The 21,944-nt window shown below is 57.3% G+C and carries 16 protein-coding genes and 3 tRNA genes; 4 read left to right on the top strand and 15 right to left on the bottom strand.

What is annotated here, in order from left to right; translation table 11 throughout:
- Positions 1 to 19 precede the first annotated feature (19 nt).
- The 9 genes from EKD03_RS02150 to EKD03_RS02110 form a co-directional block, all read right to left on the bottom strand.
- On the bottom strand, positions 20 to 901 hold the full coding sequence (locus EKD03_RS02150) for a fructosamine kinase family protein (protein WP_129626831.1): 882 nt from the start codon (positions 899 to 901) through the stop codon (positions 20 to 22).
- On the bottom strand, positions 901 to 1,380 hold the full coding sequence (locus tag EKD03_RS02145) for a low molecular weight protein-tyrosine-phosphatase (RefSeq protein ID WP_129626829.1): 480 nt from the start codon (positions 1,378 to 1,380) through the stop codon (positions 901 to 903). The genes EKD03_RS02150 and EKD03_RS02145 overlap by 1 nt, the downstream gene beginning before the upstream one ends.
- A 21-nt stretch (positions 1,381 to 1,401) precedes the next feature.
- Positions 1,402 to 2,586 (bottom strand): M20 metallopeptidase family protein, encoded by a 1,185-nt coding sequence (locus EKD03_RS02140; RefSeq protein ID WP_129626827.1) that lies wholly within the window; start codon positions 2,584 to 2,586, stop codon positions 1,402 to 1,404.
- Positions 2,587 to 2,781: 195 nt separating this feature from the next.
- A complete protein-coding gene (locus tag EKD03_RS02135) occupies positions 2,782 to 6,573 on the bottom strand; it encodes an nSTAND1 domain-containing NTPase (protein ID WP_129626825.1) in 3,792 nt (1,263 codons plus the stop codon).
- The gene (locus tag EKD03_RS02130) at positions 6,570 to 8,708 is read right to left on the bottom strand and encodes a CHAT domain-containing protein (protein ID WP_129626823.1); all 2,139 of its coding nucleotides are present in this window, start codon (positions 8,706 to 8,708) and stop codon (positions 6,570 to 6,572) included. The genes EKD03_RS02135 and EKD03_RS02130 overlap by 4 nt, the downstream gene beginning before the upstream one ends.
- A 60-nt stretch (positions 8,709 to 8,768) precedes the next feature.
- Positions 8,769 to 9,959 carry a M28 family peptidase gene (locus EKD03_RS02125; RefSeq protein ID WP_129626821.1) on the bottom strand — a complete coding sequence of 397 codons (1,191 nt, stop codon included), beginning with the start codon at positions 9,957 to 9,959 and terminating at the stop codon, positions 8,769 to 8,771.
- A gap of 141 nt (positions 9,960 to 10,100) precedes the next feature.
- Positions 10,101 to 11,258: a sensor histidine kinase gene (locus tag EKD03_RS02120; protein ID WP_129626819.1), complete on the bottom strand. Its 1,158-nt coding sequence runs from the start codon at positions 11,256 to 11,258 to the stop codon at positions 10,101 to 10,103.
- A gap of 4 nt (positions 11,259 to 11,262) precedes the next feature.
- Positions 11,263 to 11,958 (bottom strand): response regulator transcription factor, encoded by a 696-nt coding sequence (locus EKD03_RS02115; RefSeq protein WP_129626817.1) that lies wholly within the window; start codon positions 11,956 to 11,958, stop codon positions 11,263 to 11,265.
- Between the two features lie 124 nt (positions 11,959 to 12,082).
- Positions 12,083 to 12,159 (bottom strand) — tRNA-Pro (locus EKD03_RS02110).
- A 254-nt stretch (positions 12,160 to 12,413) separates the two neighbouring features.
- On the opposite strand from EKD03_RS02110, the gene EKD03_RS02105 reads away from it, so the two are divergent.
- Both EKD03_RS02105 and EKD03_RS02100 read left to right on the top strand, forming a co-directional pair.
- Positions 12,414 to 12,500: transfer RNA gene (locus EKD03_RS02105), tRNA-Leu, on the top strand.
- Between the two features lie 26 nt (positions 12,501 to 12,526).
- Positions 12,527 to 12,600: transfer RNA gene (locus tag EKD03_RS02100), tRNA-Gln, on the top strand.
- Between the two features lie 45 nt (positions 12,601 to 12,645).
- On the opposite strand, the gene EKD03_RS02095 is transcribed toward EKD03_RS02100, so the two are convergent.
- The 3 genes from EKD03_RS02095 to EKD03_RS02085 are packed head-to-tail and all read right to left on the bottom strand — an operon-like array spanning position 12,646 to position 16,214.
- Positions 12,646 to 13,890 carry a hypothetical protein gene (locus tag EKD03_RS02095; protein WP_129626815.1) on the bottom strand — a complete coding sequence of 415 codons (1,245 nt, stop codon included), beginning with the start codon at positions 13,888 to 13,890 and terminating at the stop codon, positions 12,646 to 12,648.
- A gap of 28 nt (positions 13,891 to 13,918) precedes the next feature.
- Complete coding sequence (locus EKD03_RS02090) at positions 13,919 to 14,935, bottom strand: hypothetical protein (protein ID WP_129626813.1); 1,017 nt, start codon at positions 14,933 to 14,935, stop codon at positions 13,919 to 13,921.
- A 4-nt stretch (positions 14,936 to 14,939) separates the two neighbouring features.
- Positions 14,940 to 16,214, bottom strand: a complete 1,275-nt coding sequence (locus EKD03_RS02085) for a glycosyl hydrolase family 18 protein (RefSeq protein ID WP_129626811.1) — start codon at positions 16,212 to 16,214, stop codon at positions 14,940 to 14,942.
- Positions 16,215 to 16,449: 235 nt separating this feature from the next.
- On the opposite strand from EKD03_RS02085, the gene EKD03_RS02080 reads away from it, so the two are divergent.
- Positions 16,450 to 17,298, top strand: a complete 849-nt coding sequence (locus EKD03_RS02080; RefSeq protein WP_238613336.1) for a hypothetical protein — start codon at positions 16,450 to 16,452, stop codon at positions 17,296 to 17,298.
- Here the strand turns inward: EKD03_RS02080 and EKD03_RS02075 are convergent, their stop codons facing one another.
- Entirely contained in the window at positions 17,299 to 17,529 is a 231-nt protein-coding gene (locus EKD03_RS02075) for an NAD(P)H-dependent oxidoreductase subunit E (RefSeq protein ID WP_129626809.1), read from the bottom strand. It lies immediately after the preceding gene.
- 219 nt (positions 17,530 to 17,748) lie between these two features.
- On the opposite strand from EKD03_RS02075, the gene EKD03_RS02070 reads away from it, so the two are divergent.
- Entirely contained in the window at positions 17,749 to 19,269 is a 1,521-nt protein-coding gene (locus EKD03_RS02070; protein ID WP_129626807.1) for a YifB family Mg chelatase-like AAA ATPase, read from the top strand.
- On the opposite strand, the gene EKD03_RS02065 is transcribed toward EKD03_RS02070, so the two are convergent.
- Together EKD03_RS02065 and EKD03_RS02060 are read right to left on the bottom strand one after the other, a co-directional pair.
- A complete protein-coding gene (locus EKD03_RS02065; protein ID WP_129626805.1) occupies positions 19,169 to 20,347 on the bottom strand; it encodes a hypothetical protein in 1,179 nt (392 codons plus the stop codon). The genes EKD03_RS02070 and EKD03_RS02065 overlap by 101 nt on opposite strands.
- An 18-nt stretch (positions 20,348 to 20,365) precedes the next feature.
- Complete coding sequence (locus tag EKD03_RS02060) at positions 20,366 to 21,778, bottom strand: PPC domain-containing protein (protein WP_238613334.1); 1,413 nt, start codon at positions 21,776 to 21,778, stop codon at positions 20,366 to 20,368.
- Positions 21,779 to 21,944 lie beyond the last annotated feature (166 nt).

Raw genomic sequence — 21,944 nt, 5'->3', positions numbered from 1 at the left:
AGCATCCTATCTCCTGGTACTACCCGGCATAGCGCTGGATAATCTGATCGACCTGAAAGGCATAGCCAGTGCCAAAGAGGTTGAGGTGATTGAGAAGGTGGTAGAGGTTGTAGAGGTCACGGCGTTCAGCATAGCCAGATGGCAAAGGCCATGTGCGCTGGTAGGCTTGGTAGAAGACAGGGCCAAAGCCACCAAAGAGTTCGGTGAAGGCCAATTCGGCTTCGCGGTCGCCATAATAAACCGCCGGATCGATGAGGCCGGGGCGGCCCTGCGGATCTGCCGGGATGACATTGCCACCCCACAGATCGCCGTGCAGGAGCGCGGGTTGACGGTCAACATCGGTGAGCAGATCCTCAATCCGAGCCAGAAGACGATCCAGCTTGTGGTGGCGGCTCATGGGGAGGTAGCCCTGTTGAGCAGCGAGTTCGATTTGGGGCTGGAGTCGGCGTTCAACAAAAAAACGCGGCCATGCATCCATCCAAGCGTTATATTGGGGATTACCACCAATATAGTTATCGTGATCAAGGCCATAGGCGCGGGCACTGGTGCGATGAAGCAGCGCCAACTGCTCACCCAACGCGGCCATGTCCACACGCGCACCAGCGCTATCAAGCCAACGTGTGAGCAGGAAGGCATAGCCATCGGGTGGGGCCGGATCAACCACACAGATCACGTCAGGAATGGCCAGTGCCGCCGCTTGAGCCAACGTGCGCAGCCCTTGAGCTTCGGCGGACATCGCATTGGGCAGCGGGTGGCTGGCCCACTTGAGCGCAAAGCGACCCTGGGGGGTGCTCAGGCGCATCAAGCGCGAGCCGAAACTCTGGCCAAGGGGTTCAATCTCGCTTATTGGACACGCCAGGATGGCCTCGATCTGGCTGCGCAGGGTAACTGGCAGCCCCATCAGAGTCCATGCTCCCGGCGTATTTCGGCCAACAATCCCTGGCACCCCGCAGTGACCAGCGCATACACCTCATCGAAACGCCCATTGTAGTAGGGGTCGGGAACTTCGCGGGTACGAGTCGTCGGCGCATAATCGAGCAACAGGCGCGTCCGACAGCCTCTGGGATCATGCATCCGCAGGTCGCGCAGATTATCGGCATCCATGGCCACAATATAGGTGAAGTTGCCAAAATCGGCCTTGGTGATCTGGCGCGCCACCTGACCATCGGCACTAATCCCATGGCGTTGCAGAACCGCCAGTGTGCCCTGGTGGGGAGGTTCGCCCGCGTGCCAGCCACCCGTCCCCGCCGAATCGATCACGATCTGTTCGGTTAAGCCCGCTTCCTGCACCAGATGCCGAAAGACCGCCTCGGCCATGGGGGAGCGACAAATATTGCCCATACAGACAAAGAGCACCGTAATAGGAGTAGGCGCAGACATTCATCCTCCCGTGTGTCATGTCTACTTCAGATCGCCACGCAGAAAACGCAACGCAGTCTCAGCAAGCAGCGCGGCACCTAGCGGCAAGCAACGCTCATCAACATCAAAGATCGGGGTATGATGGGCACGTGCCACCCCATCATTGATCGCGGCCCCCAGCATGAACATCGCACCAGGGGCTTGCTGGCACATATAGGCGAAGTCCTCGGCACCTAGCCCGGCGGGTGAGCGATCAAACGCCGCTTCGCCCAGCATATCACGGCAGACCGCTTCGATCCACCCGGCGACCTTGGGGTCGTTCCAACCTGCCGGATAACCACGGGTAATCGTCAGGCGATACTCGCCGCCCAAAGCGCGGGCAACCCCGAAGGCGCGTTCCACCTCGGCTGCCAGCCGGTTGCGCACATCCTCACTGTAGCTACGCAACGTCCCGGCAAGCGCCATCTCCGCCGGGATGACGTTGGTGGCATTGCCGCCGTGAACCATTCCGATACTCAAGACCCCTGGCTGTACCGGGTCAATGCGACGTGACTTGATACAGTAGAGCGCATTGATCACCGCCGCCAACATCTGTACCGTATCGTTACCCTCGTGGGGGGCGGCACCATGGCCACCCGTTCCTACCAACACTCCCGCAAAGTCATCCACGGCGGCGGTATTCCAACCCGAACGGATCGTCACCTGGCCCAGTGGGAGCATCGAATCCACATGCAGCGCAATGACCGCATCAACCCCTTCGAGTGCGCCATCGTCAATCATACGCGGGGCACCGCTCTTCCCTTCGGCATCCCACGCCTCCTCGGAGGGCTGAAAGAGGAAGCGCACCCGCCCGCGCAGCCCCTCCACGGCAAAGCGTTCACGCAGCAGGTGGGCGGTACCGAGCAGGATGGCGGTATGCGCGTCATGGCCGCAGGCGTGCATCACCCCAGGGATGGTCGAGGCATAGGGCTGCTCCACCGCCTCCAGGATCGGCAGCGCGTCCATATCGGCGCGGATGGCAATCGTTGGCCCCGCATCATCACCCAGATCCGCCACCACCCCGGTGCGCCCGACACCCGTGCGCACCCGTAAGCCTCCGATCTCCAACAGCGTCTCGGCGACGAGTGCCGCAGTACGGGTCTCAGTAAAACTCAGTTCGGGGTGGGCATGAATATCGCGCCGTAGGCGGATCAGTTCATGCTGGAGGAGGTGAGCAGCTTGGAGCATAGGAAGATCCTTCTACGGAACCCTGTAGGGGCGAAGTAGCGCCCTCTATCATAGCAGGGGAACACAAACTAGGTTGGAGGGCGCTGCTTCGCCCCTACGTTGGTGATATGTGCAGAGATAATACCATACGAATTGTCTAAGGGGTAAGGCCATCTGCCGCTACACAATGCGATAGCAGTATCCAGAAAGATGCCACTACCGCTGCCACGAGTAGACTGGTGGGCACTCGCGCTGCGCAAAGTCGAAAGCCAGTGGCGTAGGCACTTGGAAGAGCACGATCTCCTCCTCGGTCAACCCGCGACCCACCCGACACGCTGCGGCACGCCGCAGATCTTCACTTGTTACTAGGTATTGCCGTGCCGTCCCGTCCGCTGAGGCGGTGAGGATGCGTGAACCATCGGGACTAAAGACTGCGCTCCAGATAGGGCCTGTATGGCCAGTGAACGTGGTAAGCGGTTGCCCGTTGGCATCCCACAGGCGTGCTGTCAGATCTCTTGATGCCGTCAGGATATGCGTCCCATCGGGGCTGAAGACTGCGCTGGTAACATCGCTTGTATGTCCAGAGAGGATGGTGATTAACTCTCCATTACTATCCCAGAGGCGGGCGGTGTTATCATCTGAGGCAGTGAGGATATGCGTCCCATCGGGGCTGAAGATTGCGCTGGTGACCCAACCCGTATGATCAGCGAGGATGGCAATTAGTTTTCCGTTGGCGTCCCACAGGCGGGCAGTGTTATCAAACGAGGCGGTGAGAATGCGGCTGCCATTAGGACTAAACACTGCGCTAGTAACATCGTCTGTATGATCAGCGAGAGTGGCGATGGTTTGCCCGTTGGCGTCCCACAGGCGAGCTGTCTGATCTCTTGATGCTGTCAGAATACGTGTCCCATCGGGGCTAAAGACGGCGCTGGTGACAGTAGCAGTGTGTTCTGCAAGAGTAATGAGGAGTTGGCCATCAATATCCCACAGCCGTGCGGTTCCATCCTCCGAAGCGGTGAGAATTCTCGTCTCATCTGGACTAAAGACCGCCTGTTTGACAATATCGGTATGGCCAGAGAGCGTGGCGAGAAGTTGTCCGTTGGTATCCCACAGGCGGGCGGTTTTGTCAAACGAGGCGGTGAGGATACGGGTACCATCCGCGTTGAAGATTGGTTTATATACTGCACCTTCATGCTTGAGTAGAACAAGAGGGATCCCATGAGCATCCCACAACCGGGCAGTTGTATCATTTGAGACCGTGAATATGGACTGGCCATCTGGGCTATATATGGCGTCATTGACGGCTCCGGTATGGCCTGTGAGGGTAGCAAGAGGCTGATCCGTCTCATTCCAGAGTCGAGCGGTAGTGTCCCTAGATGCGGTCAGAATATGCCTACCGTCAGGGCTAAAGGTGGTGCTTGTAACGCTATCAGTATGGCCTGAGAGGATAGTGATGAGTTGACCATCTGTATCCCAAAGCCGGGCGGTGCCATCCTCCGAGGCAGTGAGGATGCGGGTGCCATCAGGGCTGAAGACTGCGCTGCTAAGTGGATTGGTATGCCCAGAGAGGGTGACAAGATGTTGCCCATTGGTATCCCATAACCGTGCAGTACCGTCCCAAGAAGCGGTGAGGATGCGAGTACCATCGGGGCTGAAGACTGCACTCATAACCCCAATGCGATGCCCAGAGAGGGTGGCGAGGTGTTGCCCATTAGTATCCCACAACCGCGCAGTATCGTCCCACGAAGCGGTGAGGATGCGAGTACCATCGGGGCTGAAAGCGATGCTGCTGACAAGTTCTGTATGTTCGGAGAGGGTGGCCAGAAGTTCGCCATTAAGATCCCATAGACGGGCGGTAGTATCCAAAGAAGCGGTCAGAATGCGTGTCCCGTCAGGGCTGAAGATGGCGTGCGTGACACTATCTGTATGTCCAGAAAGGGTGACTAGGTGTTGACCGCTAACATCCCACAAGCGCGCAGTCCCATCCACCGAGGCAGTGAGAATATGTTTTCCGTCAGGGCTAAAGACGGCATAATTCACTCCCTCTGTATGGCCGGAGAAGGTAACAAGGAGTTGTCCGCTATGATCCCAGAGCCGTGCGGTGTTATCCCAAGAAGTGGTGAGGATACGACTTCCATCGGGGCTGAAGACCGCGCTATTGACCCAATTTGTGTGGCCCAAAAGGGGTGTGGGTTGCCAGGATATCGCACTGATAGCCTCACGGAGAGCCTGGTTCGTGATGGGATTATCATTACCGACATTTGCCTCATAAGCGAGCAGGACACCAACCTCCGGGTTCTCGCGGGATTGGATCTGGGCAGCAAAGGCGAGGCGCTGGATATCTACAATTTTGCGCTGCTGCTCGACATCTGCACGTGCCAAGTTTACTTGCACCGCAAACATGATTGCTATCACGCTGGCTATGCTGGTTACCACTAACAAGATGCGAATCAACCGGTTTGTGCGGGCCTCGCGGCGTACTTTGGCCTCCTCGGCGGCAACGCCTGCATCCACAAATGCGCATTCCTGTGGGTTGAGATCGGTATAGTGCTGGGCTTGCTCCAATAGCCGACCAGACAGCAGGGCACTTGCATCTTGGCCCATGTGGTGCCACTGTTCAGCCGCACTTCGCAAACGCTGGCGCTGGCGGAGATCGTGGCGTTCATCCTCCAGCCACTCGATGAAGGTTGCCCAGTTGCGCACTAACGCTTCATGGGCGATCTCGATCTGCGTATCTTCGGGGTTTTCACCAGCGCTTAGGCGCAATAGGCGGGCGGCGACCAACTTCTGCACAACCCGTTCAATACGCCCAGGATCTTCACCACCACGATCAAGATCTGTGCGCTGGATACGATTACTAGTTACCTCTAAGCCCTCTCCGAGGCGCACTAGGCGTAGCAGAATCCGCTTGGCTGCTACTTGATCTTCAGGGATGAGACTATTGTAGACCGCATCGGCACCTCGCGCCAAAGCCAGTCGTCCGCCGCCCACATGTTTGTAGGCATTCAGTGTGACTCGATTGCGTTCACGTGCTTCCCAGAGTTTGAGTAGGCTGTATTGAAGCAAGGGCAGTGCAGCGGGTTCACCAAGGATATCACCGAGCAGGGCATCCACGAGTCCCGCCTCAAACTTCAAGCCCACCTGCTCGGCTGGTCGCTCAATCGCCTCGCGTAGATCACTGGCGGTCATGGGTGGGAGTACCACCTTGCCATCCTGGTAGAGGGCTTCAAGTGTTGCGGCGCGGGTAATTGAGTTCTCAAAATCGCTGCGCATGGTCAGCACAACTCGGTGTGGGGGAGTTGTCTGGGTAGACAGTGTCAGCAAATGATTCAGAAATATCTGTCGGTCATCCTCATTGGTGCAGAGGGTAAAGATCTCCTCAAACTGATCGATCACTAGGAGTAATGGCGTATCGGCATCCACAGAGAGCGCCAATGTGCGATCAAGCGCAGCCTTGGGATCGGAGCCAGGTACCATCGGCGGCAGAATCTGCCAATTGGCACTCCCTGGTATGGCATCTTCAAGGAGCTTCGGCAGTAACCCTGCGCGTACCAGCGATGATTTCCCACTACCCGAAGGCCCAACAATCGCGACCAGCCGCTGTTCACGCAACTTTTCGACCAGATCAGCTATAACCCGATGTCGCCCAAAGAAGAGGGGGGCATGATCTTTTTCGAAGGCATCTAAGCCCATGTAGGGACACACCGAGTCGGGAAGCGCCGGTGCTTGGTCGGGATCGAACTCGACCAGAACATAATTTGGGGTTGGGTTACCAGCGCGATAGAGGCTCGTGGTCCAGTAATCAATCAGACTCTGAGCCGTCCAACGTTCCTCATCCTCGGCCAAGATGGCCCCGGTCGAACGACTGCGTTCCAAGAACTCCCCAACTGCTGTTAGCAGTTCAGGTGTCTCTCCGTTGGCCCGATGGCGTTTGAGCAGATCGACATGGGCGGTGCGCAGTGCCGTTAGTGAGGTGAAAGGCTCGGTGGTGCTTGGTTTGGCACTCATGTGAGCATCCTCTCCAATTCGGCGAGTGGATCATCGAGTTCACGTAATTGGTTACAGAGTCGTTTGAGATCGACATCTACTTTGAAGAAACGCTCGTTGATGAGTCGGCTACATCTATGAAATATCGCTTTTGAACGCTCGCTAAGATTCTCTAGAGCCATATCGAGTTCTGACATTACTTGTTGGAACGGCTGAACCCAGGTTGCCTCAATCAATAACAGACGGCTAAGGCATTCGCGCAGATAGGGCCAGGAGAATTTCAGTTCATCAGTATTATGGGGCAGGATTGCGCTGATCTGGCGCACCTGGCGGTCAATTTCCTGCCAGTCATCGTGATCATCAATCATTTGTTCGATCTGCTGATGTAGTATGCTTAGTGCGTCAACCCCGGCCATAAAACGCGCCAGACGTTGATGGTCAGTGCTGGCAAGGTGCAGATGTGCCTGGATCTGGTTCATAACCTTAACTAGGTCTTGCAACCGTAGATTACGGGCATTGGCGGTTAGGTTGGTATTGATGAAGGAGGCATGTCGACCTAGAACACGATCAATCTGCTGGATTGCTTTTTTCAACATGTCCGGATCGCGCTGTGCTAAGGCTTGGTGTATATTCGCATCGGCACTACGCAATTCGGCAATCCATGTCCCCTTGCCCAGAATCTCTGGTGCACGGGTGAAGGCTTCTTGAATATCATTTATTTTTTGGCGAAGAGACAAGGCATACTCAGCGATACTATCACATGCTACATCCTCATCGGGAAAATGGTGCGCTTCATGTTCCAATGGGATATAACACTGAAATTGGATGATGTGTAGTAGATCGTGAATATCCTTAAATGCGATCACCTTAGCGACTTGGGCACGAGAGGTAGCAAAGTCCTTGCGGAATTCGGTCGAGGCGGTGCGAATGTTTGGATTCTGGATCAGATCCACGAGAGCATTGAGACCCGCAGCGACCTGCGGTACGGGATTAGGCGGAACGGTTGGACTCTCAGTCCACAAACGCCCATCGCGCATGTGCATAAAGAGCACCGGCATCCACCAGGGTTGATCATCGGCAAGCGTGGTGCGGGCCAGTGCTAATGCACGGTCAATCTGGCTATTCTCGCGTAGTTCGCTTAGGAGTTGCGGAAGAAGAGCCTCAACCAATGTTACCGGAGCGTTGCCTTGCATCCCGATCACCGCGCCTACTCCAGCACGGGCCAACTGCGGAGCAAGCGCAGCCAGAAATTCTGTCTCATACTGTTGCCCTCTTCCGGCGGTCTGACATGCGGCCAAGATGATCAACAATGGACGCTGCGCAGATGGAAGATCGGCGATACGTTGAACCAGCTTTGTGCCTGAGATCGTGTCAGTATGGCCAGCGGCATGTTCGAAATAGAGAAGCGGTTCGCCATCAACCATTCTTCCATGGCAGGTTAGGCTTAGGAGCGGGTAACCTATGCGCAGGGTACGAATCAGTGCCTCAAGTGTAGCTCCCTGACCATGCGGTACACGCGCCAATACCGTTGTGGGGATGGGGTCTAAGGCTGTGCGGACACGGCTGATCTCGCCATCCACATCTAGCGGGGTTAAGTTATAGCGCTCTGGATCACTGGGATTAGCGACGAGCACCAAAGCACGAAGAGTATTACGATCCGGAGGTGTGATTGGCGCTAATAATTCGTGTGACGCCAAGTAGCGTGTCAAGAGTACGCGTTCACTGCGGCAGAGAGACTTGTATGTTTTGGGATCCTGAAGCAACTCCCAGTAGAGTGAATGCAACGCATCAGCACTCGGTTCAATATGTAAACGCAGACGCAGTAGTGTGTCATCGTGTGCGATAAAACCCCGAATTTCAGCCCATGCCTCCCGCATCTTTGCGTTGGCGAAGAGTTGTCCAGTCAGTTCGCGTCCATAACCAACCCAGTTATTATGCAATCCAAGCAGAGTCGACGTATCAAATTTGATCTGCACATCTTTGGCAATATCTGTACCGGAAGTATTCTCAGATGCAAAGAAACGTAGGTTGGCTGTATAACTTTCGCCTACGCTGCGCAGAGTTAATTCTAGCTCGGCATATTTCATAGTATGGGGTGGTAATCTGTAGGTACTATGTAAGTTTTCAGAAAGAATGATAGCCGAGAAGAAGAACAAAGGCAATACCAAGAGACGGCCCGATGGGCCGTCTCTTCAACAGCGTTACCCTCACACGTCCTAATCGGCGTCCAGGGTCTGAAGCATGGAGAACGTGAAGCGTGCGGCGCGCTCCAGCGCTTCGGGATGGATGTTGCCAATCGCATCGGTGTCACGGTGCCAGTTAGCCGGCCAGCCATCCGAATCGAGGCCCACGAGGCAGATACCCTTGTAGCCCCGGCGACGCACGGCGGCGATCTCTTCAAGTATCATCAGTTTCTTACCACTGACCCGCGACGACGGATGCGCAATCGCGGTGCGCTCCACCAGTGCCACCGACTCGGGGTCGGGCGTGTAGCTGCTCAGGGTCGAGAAGCCGCTGTGTTCGGCCACATAGACTAGTTGACCGCGCCCAACCATCTCTAGGTCAACAAAGTATGCGCCCATCAACTGGTCGCCATACTCATCAAGTAACGTATGGACACCCACCAAGCCCGGCTCTTCGGCGCCCGTGAAGACGATCCAGACATCGGTGTGCTCAAGTGGCTTGGCGTTGAGGAGGTTGGCCAGACCAAGCAGACATGCGACCGCGCTGGCGTTATCGTTGGCACCATCAACATATGGCCCGCGCTCATCGGCCAGAATAGCCCCCAGACCCGCAAGTTGTGCCACACCAATCGCGCGCGTCAGCCAGGGGTTGCCGATCACTTGGGCCACCGCCCCAGCGGCCTGGAAGCCCATCAGCGCGGTCGTCATCTGGGGCAACATCCCCTTGCGCTCGGTGCTGAAGCTATCACGGTGGCGGTTCGTATCGGTATGGCCCAGCAACACCACCTTATGCTTGGGGCGACCTGCACTAGGGATGCGCACAATCAGGTTGGCCGAAGTCTTCTGGGGTGCATACTGGGCGAGCGGTTGGCGTAGGCCACTTGCGGCGCGCCAGGTGAGGTAGGCCGCCGTACCACCGAGCAAACTGGCCACGAAACGCCCCGGCCAACCCAGGCGGCTGATCAGCAACCCCCCCAACGAGAGGGCCAAGGGAGTGCTCATCGCATAGCCCCAGGTGTCAGGGGTCTGGAAGGGCTGCGCTTTTATCTCCTCGATCCCCATGGCCTGTAGGGTCTTACGGATGTAGGTACGAGCACGGTTCTCCGGCTCGTGGCCTGCTGGGCGCGGGCCGATGTTGTAGGCGAGCGCAGAAGCATATTCGAGTAGGGCCGTGCCAGTAAGCGGATCAACCATCGGCACAGCATTGTCACGGACGTCGATCATTTCGGAGCCTCCTCAGTCTGGGTTGTGGCACGAGTGCCCAATCATTATCGGGATTCTGTACAATTTGGCAAATACAATGAAGGGAATGATGGATAGCCTTAGTATTGATCAAATTTCCAATGGGTCAAGTGGAATGTTCCTCTATGCCACCGGCAGAGTAAACGAGAAGGTACTGCCACGCCCTTCCACACTCTCGGCCCAGAGCCGCCCGCCGTGGCCCTCGATCAGATGCTTGGCAATAGCCAGACCTAGCCCGGTTCCGCCAGCATGGCGGGTACGGGCGCGATCTACCTTGTAGAAGCGCTCAAAGATGCGCGGCAGATCCGATGCCGGGATGCCCACGCCGCTATCACAGACACTTACTAATAACCATGGTCCGACCTGACCGGCATCTTCACCGATGAGGCGCACCCGAATCTGAACATTTCCACCCTCAGCAGTAAACTTGACCGCGTTATGTAACAGGTTGAGCAAGACCTGACCCACCCGGTTGGGGTCCATCAATACCGCTTGCTCGATATGAGGTATCTCGGCCCCCAACGTCAGCCCCTTGCGGTCGGCTTGGGGGCGGATGCGCTCCAGGGCGCGCTCGATCACCGGGCCAATCGGGAGCGGCGCTAGTTTGAGTGAGACCCGCCCCGACTCGATCTGGGCCAGATCATGTAGTTCATCCACCAACTGCGTGACCGAATCGATCTCCTGGGCCATCTGTTCGAGCATGCGGTGCGCCACGTCGGGCGGTGGGTCAGATTGCACCGTCTCCACGAGCAGTTTGAGCGAAGCCAGCGGCGTGCGCAACTCGTGGCTTACATTGGCCACCAGATCGCGACGTGAGCGTTCGAGCATACTCAATTGGGTGACATCGCGGATAATCAGCAACGCCCCCGCGCCATTGAGGGCCGAGGCGTTCAGCCGCAAGGTGCGCCCACTCGAAATCGGGCGCATCGTCATCTCACGCGGTTCACCATCAGTCAGCACGTCCCCCACCAGCGCATCCGCTTGGTGATCGCGCAGAATCGTAATCAGGCCCAGATAGAGGATCGGCTCATGAACCCCCAGCATCTGCATAGCCGCTTGGCTCACAAAGCGCAGTTGCCGGTGTTGATCCACGACAATCATCCCCACATCAACTGCTGCCGCGACGGCGAAGAAGAGCGGCTGTTCAGCGGGATCGAGGCTATCGGTCGGTTGCAGCAACTGGGGGGCGGGGCGGGATAGAGGACGGCGCAGACACCAGAAGAGCCCGCCGAGACTAGCCAGTAGAGCAAGAGTCAGGATGATGTCGAGTAGGCTTATCATCGCATCATGCATCACTCGGCGGCTCAAAGCGATACCCCACCCCGCGCACGGTCTGTATGTAGCAGGGTTGCGCCGGGTTGGGTTCAATCTTCTCGCGCAGCCAGCGGATATGCACATCCACGGTGCGGCTATCGCCAATAAAATCTGGCCCCCAGACCCGTTCGAGCAGCAGATCGCGAGAGAGTGCGATGCCCCGGTTGCGCACCAAGCAGGTGAGCAGATCGAACTCCTTTTGGGGTAGCGTCAACTCCTGTTGTTCACGCCACGCCCGACGACTACCGGTATCCACGCGCAGTGCCCCAGCCGAGAGCACCTCGCGCTCACTGGCACGCGGTTGCCGTTCGGAGCGGCGCATGATGGCGCGGATACGGGCCAGGAACTCACCCAGGCTGAACGGCTTGCTAATGTAATCATCGGCCCCGAGTTCAAGCCCCGCGATGCGATCTACCTCGTCCTGACGCGCCGTAAGCATAATGATCGGCACATCGCTCTCTTGGCGCAAGATGCGGCAAACCGAAAAACCATCTAGGCGCGGGAGCATAATATCCAACACAATCAGATCGGGCGGTGTACGACGGGCATACTCTAAACCCTGCACCCCATCACTCGCCAGCACAACCGTATAGCCCTCACGCTCCAGGTTATAGCGCAGGGTCTCGGCGAGGGTGCGTTCATCCTCAACAATCAAGATAGTGGGCATACATATGGCTGTGCGGGCTGGGCCACCGCGCACACTCCTTGGCTATCTGAATGATAAACGCCGGCCACCGGCGCCCATGCGCAGATGACCGGCGTCAATCGCCCGCGAAGATCTCGCTGATGTATGGTCGGGGCGGAGGGATTCGAACCCCCGGCCCCCGCGTCCCAAACGCGGTGCTCTACCAGACTGAGCCACGCCCCGTTGCTCTATAGGGTAGCAGCAACCGGCCCGAATGTCAAACGGCTAGAACGGTGTAACTGTTCACACTTCTCCTAGCTTCCAGTTTTTGAGGCAAAGACGCAGAGGCGCAAAGCCTGCAACAAAACCTTTGCGTCCTTGCGCCTTTGCGTCAATACGAGATTTCTTTTACCCCAAGTGTGAATAGTTACGAAGCTCAGCGAGTTTGACAAAACCTGCGTCCCATAGTATCATACCGAACGTTGAACAAACCACTTGCCGAAGTGGCGGAATTGGCAGACGCGCTACGTTCAGGGCGTAGTGGGGGTGACCCCGTGCGGGTTCGAGTCCCGCTTTCGGCACCATTGGGCACGAACTATCTGCCCATCGGTGGGGGATAGTTTAAGGGTAGAACACCTGATTCTGGCTCAGGTAGTTGGGGTTCGAATCCCTGTCCCCCAGCCAAACAATACGGCTCGGTGCTTGTTTAAAGCACCGAGCCGTTGTTTTTTAGCGCCACTGGATGGTGATATGATCAGGGCGCTCAATGGCGCTGCCGACATGCTCCCAGAGTTGGTCATTCGACCAATAGGCGTTATGGGCATGCGGGAAGGGTTGGCCACTCTTCAACGCCACATCGCGGATCGTCCCGCCAAAGACAGTGGTGGCCTGGAAGCCCAGCATATCGCTGCGGTCGTAGAAATTGAGCCAGGGTGGGAACCCGGTGGGCAGGTGGGTCGGTTCGGCTCGCGCCACCCCCAAACTGCCAAGCGCACCAATCTCGTGCATGACCCCCACCTGCGAACCGGCAGTAATCATCAGCGGGACATATCGGCGTATTGTCGGGTGGCTCAGCAGCAGATCAATACAGGCAATCCCACCCAGACTATGCGCGAGCAACACCGTTGGCGTTGTGCCAATCTGGGCCGCAATCGCCTGTTGAATAGCTTGGCGGCGGAGTTGATAGGTCAGAATATCGCCGAGGAACGCCAGGATCGCCTTGGTCAACTCAACGCGGAAGGGCTGCAAAAGCATCTCCGTCAGCGCGGTGGCGGGCAGGAAGGTGAGCCAATCGCGCATACCACCCAGCACCGGCACCCCAGGATCAAGGATCTGGGCCAGCCGTTCAGCGATGGAGTCGCGCAGCCGTGCAGCGCTGAAGAGCAGCGGGTAGGCTCCATCATCAAGCGCGAGGCGCATCGCATCGGCGAGCAGCGCCCGCACCAGCGCACTGCGGTAGTCATCGGTGTGGGCGGGTGGAACATTGCTAAGGAGGGAGTAGAACTCTGTAGCTGACAGCATACGCTGGAGTGCGCGCGGGAAGGTCGCTGCGATCCCACCTTGGTGTAGCAGATCGGCCAGATCCTCAGGCACTGGATCTGCAGCAAGCTGCTGGATAGCAGGCAGCAGGTTGCTTCCCGATCTGGATTCCGGTGGCGGAGAGGCATTTAGTAAAACCAATTCAGCATATGGCTCGGCATAGAGCATCCCCCACACCGCCACCGTCGGGTCGGGTGCATCGTCCAACGCATCGGAGGTCGCCCCCAACACCAGCGGGGCCGCACGCTCTTCTACACCGGGGATACTGAGAAAGCGCGGATTCATCTCCGCGCCCCAGTATTCACCCCATGGGAACTTATCTACTTGAACCCTCGGATTCCAGGACTGAAGGCGATCACGGATCGTGGCAAACCCGCGCAGATAATCAGCATCGTAACGGGTCATCGTGCCGTGGATGAAGAGAACACGGGTCATACGATACCCCCTTGGAATTATTGACGATCTAGCGTGCAGTATTGGGGCCAATACTACTCAACTGAGCCATGTGCTGGCTATGGGCATTGAAGGTGATTGTCGCACGCTCAATATAGGCCCGCGCTTCTTGGAAGCGCTGCGCAGCATGGTTCGCATTCGCCACATCATAGCCGCTGTAGAACTCCAGCACCGCACCAAGCCCCTCAAGTTCCAATTCAAGGCCGCGCCGGTAATCGTTGTGGGCCTGTTGGAGCGTACGCGGTGGCCGTAGCTTATCGAGGTCGCTGATCGCACGTTGTACTACCGCATAGAGGTGCTGAGTCGAGACCACATAGCCCACCGATCCTCCCGGTTGGCTGGTGGCATTGCGATAGGCCAGTGTTGCATCGCGCAGGGTTGTACGGAGCGGAGCGATGGCCTCTAGGTACGAGATCGTCAAGCCCTCAATGACCGAGATCGGTTCGGCTTCCAGAATCGAGACCATTGTGGGCGTTGGCGGGGCACTCAGCGCGGCCACTGGTTCCGCGATGACCGTAGCAGGTGCCGCAGTGGGGGTGATCGCAATCGCCACCATGCTGTTCAGGCCCATCGCCAGGCCCACCAGCATCAGTGGGAAGAGCCAGATCAACAATCGTGCGCGGCTGATGTCACGGCGGCGGCGGCGCCAAGTGATCCACCAAGACTCCTGATGATCATTATGCAGAGGTTTCGCACCATCCGCAGGCGGTTGGCTGAGGCCAGTGATAGGTTTAGCAGCACCGACAAGCAACTTCTGTTCCTTCAACGTGCGCAGTCCACGTTGCGCCGGTTCGTTGTTAGGATTAATACCCAACACCGCTTCAAGGCAGAAGGCTTGCTGCTGTGGATCTTCCACAACTGCACTTAACCAGAGCCAGGCGCGCTCATGCTGCGGATCGAGCCGAACCGCACGGATGAGCAACCCCTCGGCAACCCGCTTCTGGCCACCCCGGGCAGCCGCAAGCCCGCGCTGATAGAACTGATGCGCCTCGCTACTATTCGCCTTGATTGCGGGTTCTGAGGTCATAGTTCTAGTGATCTGGAATCAACGGATTGAGCGAACGTTGAATCAAGGTCGGATCTTCGACCATATTTTGGCGCACCGTCTCCCAATATTCCGGCTTCTCATAGCCCAACTGCCAGATCGCAATTCCAGCCAGATCGAGATCCTGCACCGTCTGGATCTTTGAGGCCAAGCCGGTCTGCGTCATAAACCAGACTTGGCGAGTACCCTGAGCACTGCGGTAGGAGAAATAACTCTCCTCAACCCGGCCATTGGCATTGCTCTCCATAAAATTGACGGTTGCACCCTGCTCGTTAATGATATCCTGAATGATACTCCAACTACGGGGGGTTGCTGGCCCATCGGGTGGCCAGTCGTAGCCATAGAAATGCACCCCCAACAACACTTTCGATGGATCAACCACACTACGTGCATAGGCCGTGACCGACTCGATCCAGTAGGCGGGCGCGACCGGCCCCGGCGAACCACCTCGCCAGTGGTAGTCGTAGGTCATAATGCGCAACTGATCAACATGCTGCCCAATCTCGGCCCAATCTTGAAAGCCACCCATACCACCGTAGTCACTATCTTTGGCATGAACGGCAATTGTGAGCAACTTGCCATGGGCGTGGAGCGCGGCACCGAGATCGCGGATAAAAATCGAGAAGTCGTCACGGAGCGAACTACTCAACGCTTCATAATCAATATCAATTCCATCATAGTTTCGCGCCAGCACCTCATCCACAATATTCTGGATATGGAGCGCACGGCGTTGCGGATCGCGCAACACCGGCACAACCGCATCGGGGTTTGCAGTTACATTATGTACCGAGGGAATGATCCGCACATTATTGGCGTGGGCCAACTGAACAAGTTCATCATTCCGGGTTCCATAGATCCGTCCGCTCGAATCGGTCGAGTACCAGAAGGGACTAATATCATCAATAATATCCTTATTGGCCTCGAAAGAAGCGCGGGCACCCTCGCTCATGTTGTAAGGTAACCAGACCACAATATAGCGCCCACTCTTGGGATGGTAGTTAACCGGAGCCGTTTCAAGGTCGGTGATGGTGGGCAGCGGCGTGGGCGGAACCGGGGTAGGGAGAATAATCAGTGGCGCAGCCGTGGTTAACGGGGTTGGGGTGGCCACCAATACCTCAGGGGTACTGGCTGCCTGCACCAGTGGAATAGATCGTGCCATGATCAAGGTCTGCGCGATCAGGGCACCGGCAACCAGGATGGCGACGATATAGATCACACTGAGGAGGATCGTACTAAAGGAGAGTGAGCGACCTAGTTTCATCAATACACGTCTTCTGGCCCTTTGGCGCACGCAACCAAACGCCTTAGATGAGCGTCTTCATTATACGGGTGGGCGCTTTAGGGTGTCAAGGGTGGAAGAATCATTCCATCAAGCGGCGGATGTACAGCAGTCCTAGCTTATGGTAGATTCTACGTTTGTTAGGCACAAACGACGGCGTTGTGCATTGTGCGATGCTGCACCACCAACCCACGCACAGGTTCTATGAGGGGCAGTTATGCGCATTGGTATATCTCAACGCTGGGTCGTTGCACTCGCGTTAGCAATCATCTATCTCTTTGGGCAGCGGGTTGCGTTTGCGATTGAGACCGAACTCACTCCCGTTTCAAGCCGGAATCATGGGAGTCGCCCCAATTTGGCACGCACACCGGGGCTGAGTATCGAGCCATATATTCGCCCAGAGATGGCCCAACGTATGGTTCACCTTCGCCCGACCATTCTGGCGGCGGCGAGTCGGCATAACCGCCAAGAGCTATCGGGGATGAGCGACCGGCAGTTTGCGCTGGTGATGGTGACGATCCTCTATAACGAACATTTTGGCTGGTTTGAGGAGGATCTTGCGCCTTTGCGGGTGGTGACGCCACTCTATCAGGATCTCCAACGACGGGTGAATGCCAGTGGGGTTGGGGGCGACTTTAGTGTCTGGCCGACCAACCTGCGCCCCTCGGTGGCCATAGAGATCTTGCGCGGCGAACTTCCACTTGCCGATGGACAGGTCGCCTATGTGCCGATACATGTGGTGGGTAGTCAGATCGATCTGGCGGACTATGCGACCCCAGAGGCGCTTTTGGCGGCGATCACCAACGAGATTAGCCGTGATGATCTGGCGATTGAGTATCTGGCTGCCAATCTGGAACGCGGTCTCTATCGGGCGGCGGCAGAAGGTGCGCCGGTAAGTTGGCGCACCTTGGCTGCGTGGCACAATCAGGGGATCGTCTGCCCGCAGGCGGCGCGGGCCAATCCAACCTCGTCTGACTATTTGCGCCGAGCAGCAGCCTATTTGCCATCCGCCCAGGCATTTTTGCGGCAGAAATCCATCCATGCCTTAGCCTTACAGCCGATCTAGTTACTCCTCCTCCATCTTCTCATGCACCATAGCAGAGAGTTGTTGCGGTGCCACATGGGCATAATATTTGGTCGCTACCATCACCGATGGGGCGTCGTCGCAGGCGGCCATACAGTCGAGTTCGATGATCTCGATCTTGCCAGGGTACTCGGCGGCGAGTTGATTGACCATCTGCAAGAAATCGGGGCGGCTGCGTGCGCATAGACGGCATAAGGTGAGCTGGAGTGGCATTGGTGGCCCCTTTCCAGGTGCTGTAATGTCATTCTGTTGCTTGTTTGTGGGGCCTGCGTCGGCTCCCATAAGACGATGCGGGTATTATACACCTTTCTTCACAAGTTTGCAATGGTTTTGCAAATATTTTGCACAGCTTTAATCCAACGCATCTTTCTGCCCTGTTCTTACGGTACATAGGTACGTTGCACTCTTCACCACCTAGAACTGGGGGCGATCATGCTCGCACGGGTCTATAGTTGTGCGTTAGTTGGTCTTGAGGGGGTCTTAGTCGAAGTTGAAGTAGATATTGCGGGCGGGATGCCCGCCTTTACGGTAGTTGGCCTAGGTGATGCCGCCGTCCAAGAGAGCCGCGAACGGGTTCGTTCGGCCATCCGTAATTCAGGGCTGCGCTTTCCGCTCAAGCGGCTCACGGTCAATCTGGCTCCCGCTGATCTGCGTAAGGCGGGGCCATCCTACGATCTCCCGATGGCAGTTGGGTTGCTCCTGGCAGATCAGCAGATCGAGGCTCCGGTAGATGCGGCGGTCTTTTTGGGCGAACTCGGCCTTGATGGACGCCTACGCCATACGGATGGGGTGCTCTCGATGGCCGCTGTGGCGCGTAGCCACGGGATAAAGACGATCTTTCTTCCGGCTGAAGATGCCGCCGAGGCGGCGCTGATCGCTGGGCCAACGATTATTCCGGTGCATACCTTGAGCGAACTGATTGATCATCTGAGCGCTCAGACGCCGATTCCGCCCTACCTAGCCCAAACTCGCTTTGAAGATGGCGAGATCCGCTTCCCGATAGATTTTCAGGATGTGCGCGGCCAAGAGCATGTCAAGCGCTCCTTAGAGGTTGCTGCTGCCGGTGGTCATAATCTCCTGATGAATGGCACACCCGGTTCGGGCAAGACAATGATGGCACGGGCGTTGCTCTCTATTCTGCCTCCACTGGGCCTTGAAGAGGCGCTGGAGGTGACCAAAATCTATAGTGTGAGTGGCCAACTCCCCCGCGATACGCCACTCGTGCGCCAGCGACCCTTCTGCGCGCCCCACCACACCACCTCACAGCCGGGCTTGGTCGGCGGTGGGGGTGGTCGGGTCAAGCCGGGGATGGTCTCGATGGCGCATCGGGGGGTGCTCTTCCTCGACGAGTTGCCGGAGTTTGGATCGAAGTTGGAGGTACTCCGCCAGCCCATCGAGGATCGCGTGGTGACGCTGAGCCGGGCGGTGGGTAGTGTCACCTTCCCGGCCAATTTTATGCTGATCGGGGCGATGAATCCCTGTCCGTGCGGTTGGCATGGCGATGCTGAACGGGCATGTACGTGTTCTCCGGCGCTCGTCAACCGCTACCAGAAGCGCATCAGTGGCCCGCTACTCGACCGGATTGATATTCATGTTGATGTGCCACGGGTGAACTACGAGAAGCTGAGTAGTGAGCGTTTGGGTGAACCAAGTAGCCACATTCGTAGCCGCGTGCTGGCCGCCCGCGAACGCCAAACCCAGCGCTTTCGCAGCCATTCGCGCTGCCTGACCAATGCCGACATGGGGGCGGGCGAGATCCGCGAGTATTGTCGCCTTGATGGGGCCGGTCAGAGCCTGATGAAGGCGGCGGTGCGCCAACTCAACCTCTCGGCACGTGGCTACCACCGGGTACTCAAACTGGCCCGTTCGATTGCCGATCTGGCCGGGGTGGAACAGATCGGTGCAGCCCATCTGGCGGAGGCGGTGCAGTACCGTCCACGACGGGTCGAGTAGCGGATGAGGGCAGTTCTTCCTGCTCGATCTGCGCGATGATCCCCGCTACCATCTCGGCGACATGGAGAGACAGATCGGGATCGGGGCGGTCGGGGATGGTACTGAAGAGGGTGAGATGGGGCAGACGTTGCTTGTCGAGATGGTGACGAAATACACTTTGGGGCAACGGAGCTAGTTGGGAATGGTGGTGGAGAAACGTGGTGGCACGGGTGAGTAGGGGGTGGCTGGTGGCGGACTGACTGAGCGCGTAGTGCAGGGTGCCACTTCCCACATGTTCAAGGCTGATCAGCAGGGTATGGTTGGGATCAAAGGGATAGATACGCAGCACCTCTTCGATCCCGGCGGGATCGAGCGCACTAGCTCCGACGGCAATTGCCCACACCTCAACCCGTTGCATATCGCGTAGGTGTTGGGTGCTGAGAAGCAGGGTGGCGAGGGCGCCGGTATCGGCATCACCGGGGGCGGGTTGGGGTTCGCGCAGTAAAGCGAGGATCTGGATGACCAGTAGCAGGCTGGCGGGGATACTGAGCAACACCCAGCCGCGTGCAGGCAGGAGCAGATCGAGCAGGGCGGCCAGCACCACGACGAACAGGGCCACCACGCGGCCAACGAGATCCCAACGGGATGGTGGGGCCATGGTGGTATCGAGTGGGGCGAGGAGTACCACTCGCCAGCGTGGAGGTGGGGGGCCAAGCGCAGAACTATGAGCGCAGAAGATCGCCCGGTTACCGACAATCGTCTGGCTGAGAAGTTGCTTGCCCATATGGACAAGGGGGCCAACGATCTGATTAACGATCAAGAGGAGGAGGCCCAGCAATGCCAATATGAGCGCGGGTATGGGTAGCACCAGCGCAGTCAGTGCCGCCACCAACCCCGCCGCCGCCGCCAGTGCATACGTCCGCTGGTGGCGGGGCGTGAGCCGGAGCGGGTTGGTGCTCACCCCCATACCAGTATGGCGCAGACGCGCATTGACGAACGCCGCCACCGTCGCCTCTTGGGGCGAACCAGCCAAGCGAGGGCCAATCTCACTCAGATGGCGGATGATTAATCGAGCCTCGGTGCGGAGATGATTACTCACGATCCATGAGACTCGCTACTACACCCCATCATCGGGGGTTCCGGTTGGCAAAGGTGTGATCGGATTGACCGGCTGCGTCGTGTTCACATTCCCCCGTCCACAGTTCGTCTGCCCAGGGGTACAGAGGACAAGGGTCAGATCGTAGCGAATGAACTGGTTGCCAATATCGCCCACATTCTTTACCTGTACAAAGTAGAATCCATCCACCTCAGGCACAAACTCGATCTGGGAGTCGAGCGAACTGCCACCGGCGATGTCGTCATTCATGTCAATCACACTGACCCCATCGCGGTCGGTGAGGATCATCACCGTATCGGCCCCGGCTTGGGTCTCGCCATTGACTGAGGGCGACGCATAGCGCCGCGTATCGGTGAAGATGATATAGCGCTTACTCGCCTTGGCGAAGAACATCACCCAATCCGCATCGCCTTCGGGGCAGAGCCGGTGCGACTCGTGCATCTCATTGGAGGTGATCAGGCGCGCTTGTTCAGGCAAGCCATCTGGCTCGAAGAGATCCTGGCAGATCGCACGCACCATGGTCGGTGTCGGGCCATAACTCTCATCAATCAGGGCAATATCGTAAATATAGTTGACCCCACCCCGTCCAGCCGCGTCGCGCACCTTAACGTAGTAGACCCCATCGGCAGGGATGCGGATGGTGATACGCGGTTTGGTATCGCCCGGATTGGGGTTTGTCGGCACACGATTATAGAAGTCATCGTTGAAGGCGATGCTCGTCAGGTTGGCATCAAAGAGTTCGAGGGTCAGATCGATCCCCGGATCTTGGCGCGAGACATCAATTGTATAGACCTTACCCGCCACACCGCCGAAGATCAGCCAGTCCTCGTCATCAACGGGGCAGATCGTATGTTGCTGAACCGTATTAACATCAATGACCTTGGAAGATGCCGGATTGTTGTCGGGTTCGAAACCATCCACACACACCACCCCCTTGGTCGGGGTGGTCGAACTAACCGCCGTCGGTGTCAGTGTGGCGCTAGGGGTTGGGGTCGCACCACCAACCGTAACCGTGAAGAAGGTGGAGACGATGAGGGTTCCCGAAGCGGCATTGATTGTCTGAACGAGTTGGGTTCCAGGAACCGCTGTCGCAGGCACGAAGACATCAACATTAAATGCGACATCCGTGATTGGGACACCAACCACAACCTGGTTCCCGGTGGGAAAGGTCGCAATCACTCCGCCGGAGGTGGCTGTGGTGAGCGTAAAGGTCTGTTGTACACCCGTATTGTTGAGGTTGAAGTTGAAACGTCCGGTGGTTCCTGGCATAACTATTTGGGGCGAGTTGAGCACTTGGAGGTTGGCCGTCTGCGCCTGAACTGGGGTCGCACTCCAGAACTGTGCGCCGATGAAGAGCACGAGTGTGAGCAAGGCTGCGATGCTCACATTACGAATATGCAATGATTGTTTCATGGCGATACCATGCTCCTCATAGGACTGTAAACAGGGTTTAGCCGCATTATAGCTTTGGGCTAGGCTCAGGTCAAGAATAGAGCTACTAACTCACCTTACGCAGTACGTATGTACGGATAAAGACGGTCTTTCGTGCCAGATCATGCTCCTTGCGTCGCCCGTAGCG

It is taken from the genome of Candidatus Oscillochloris fontis (assembly GCF_004138135.1).
GTDB classification, from domain to species: domain Bacteria; phylum Chloroflexota; class Chloroflexia; order Chloroflexales; family Chloroflexaceae; genus Oscillochloris; species Oscillochloris fontis.
Note: the sequence above shows the minus strand (reverse complement) of the source record. Positions and strands in the feature narration are given on the sequence as shown.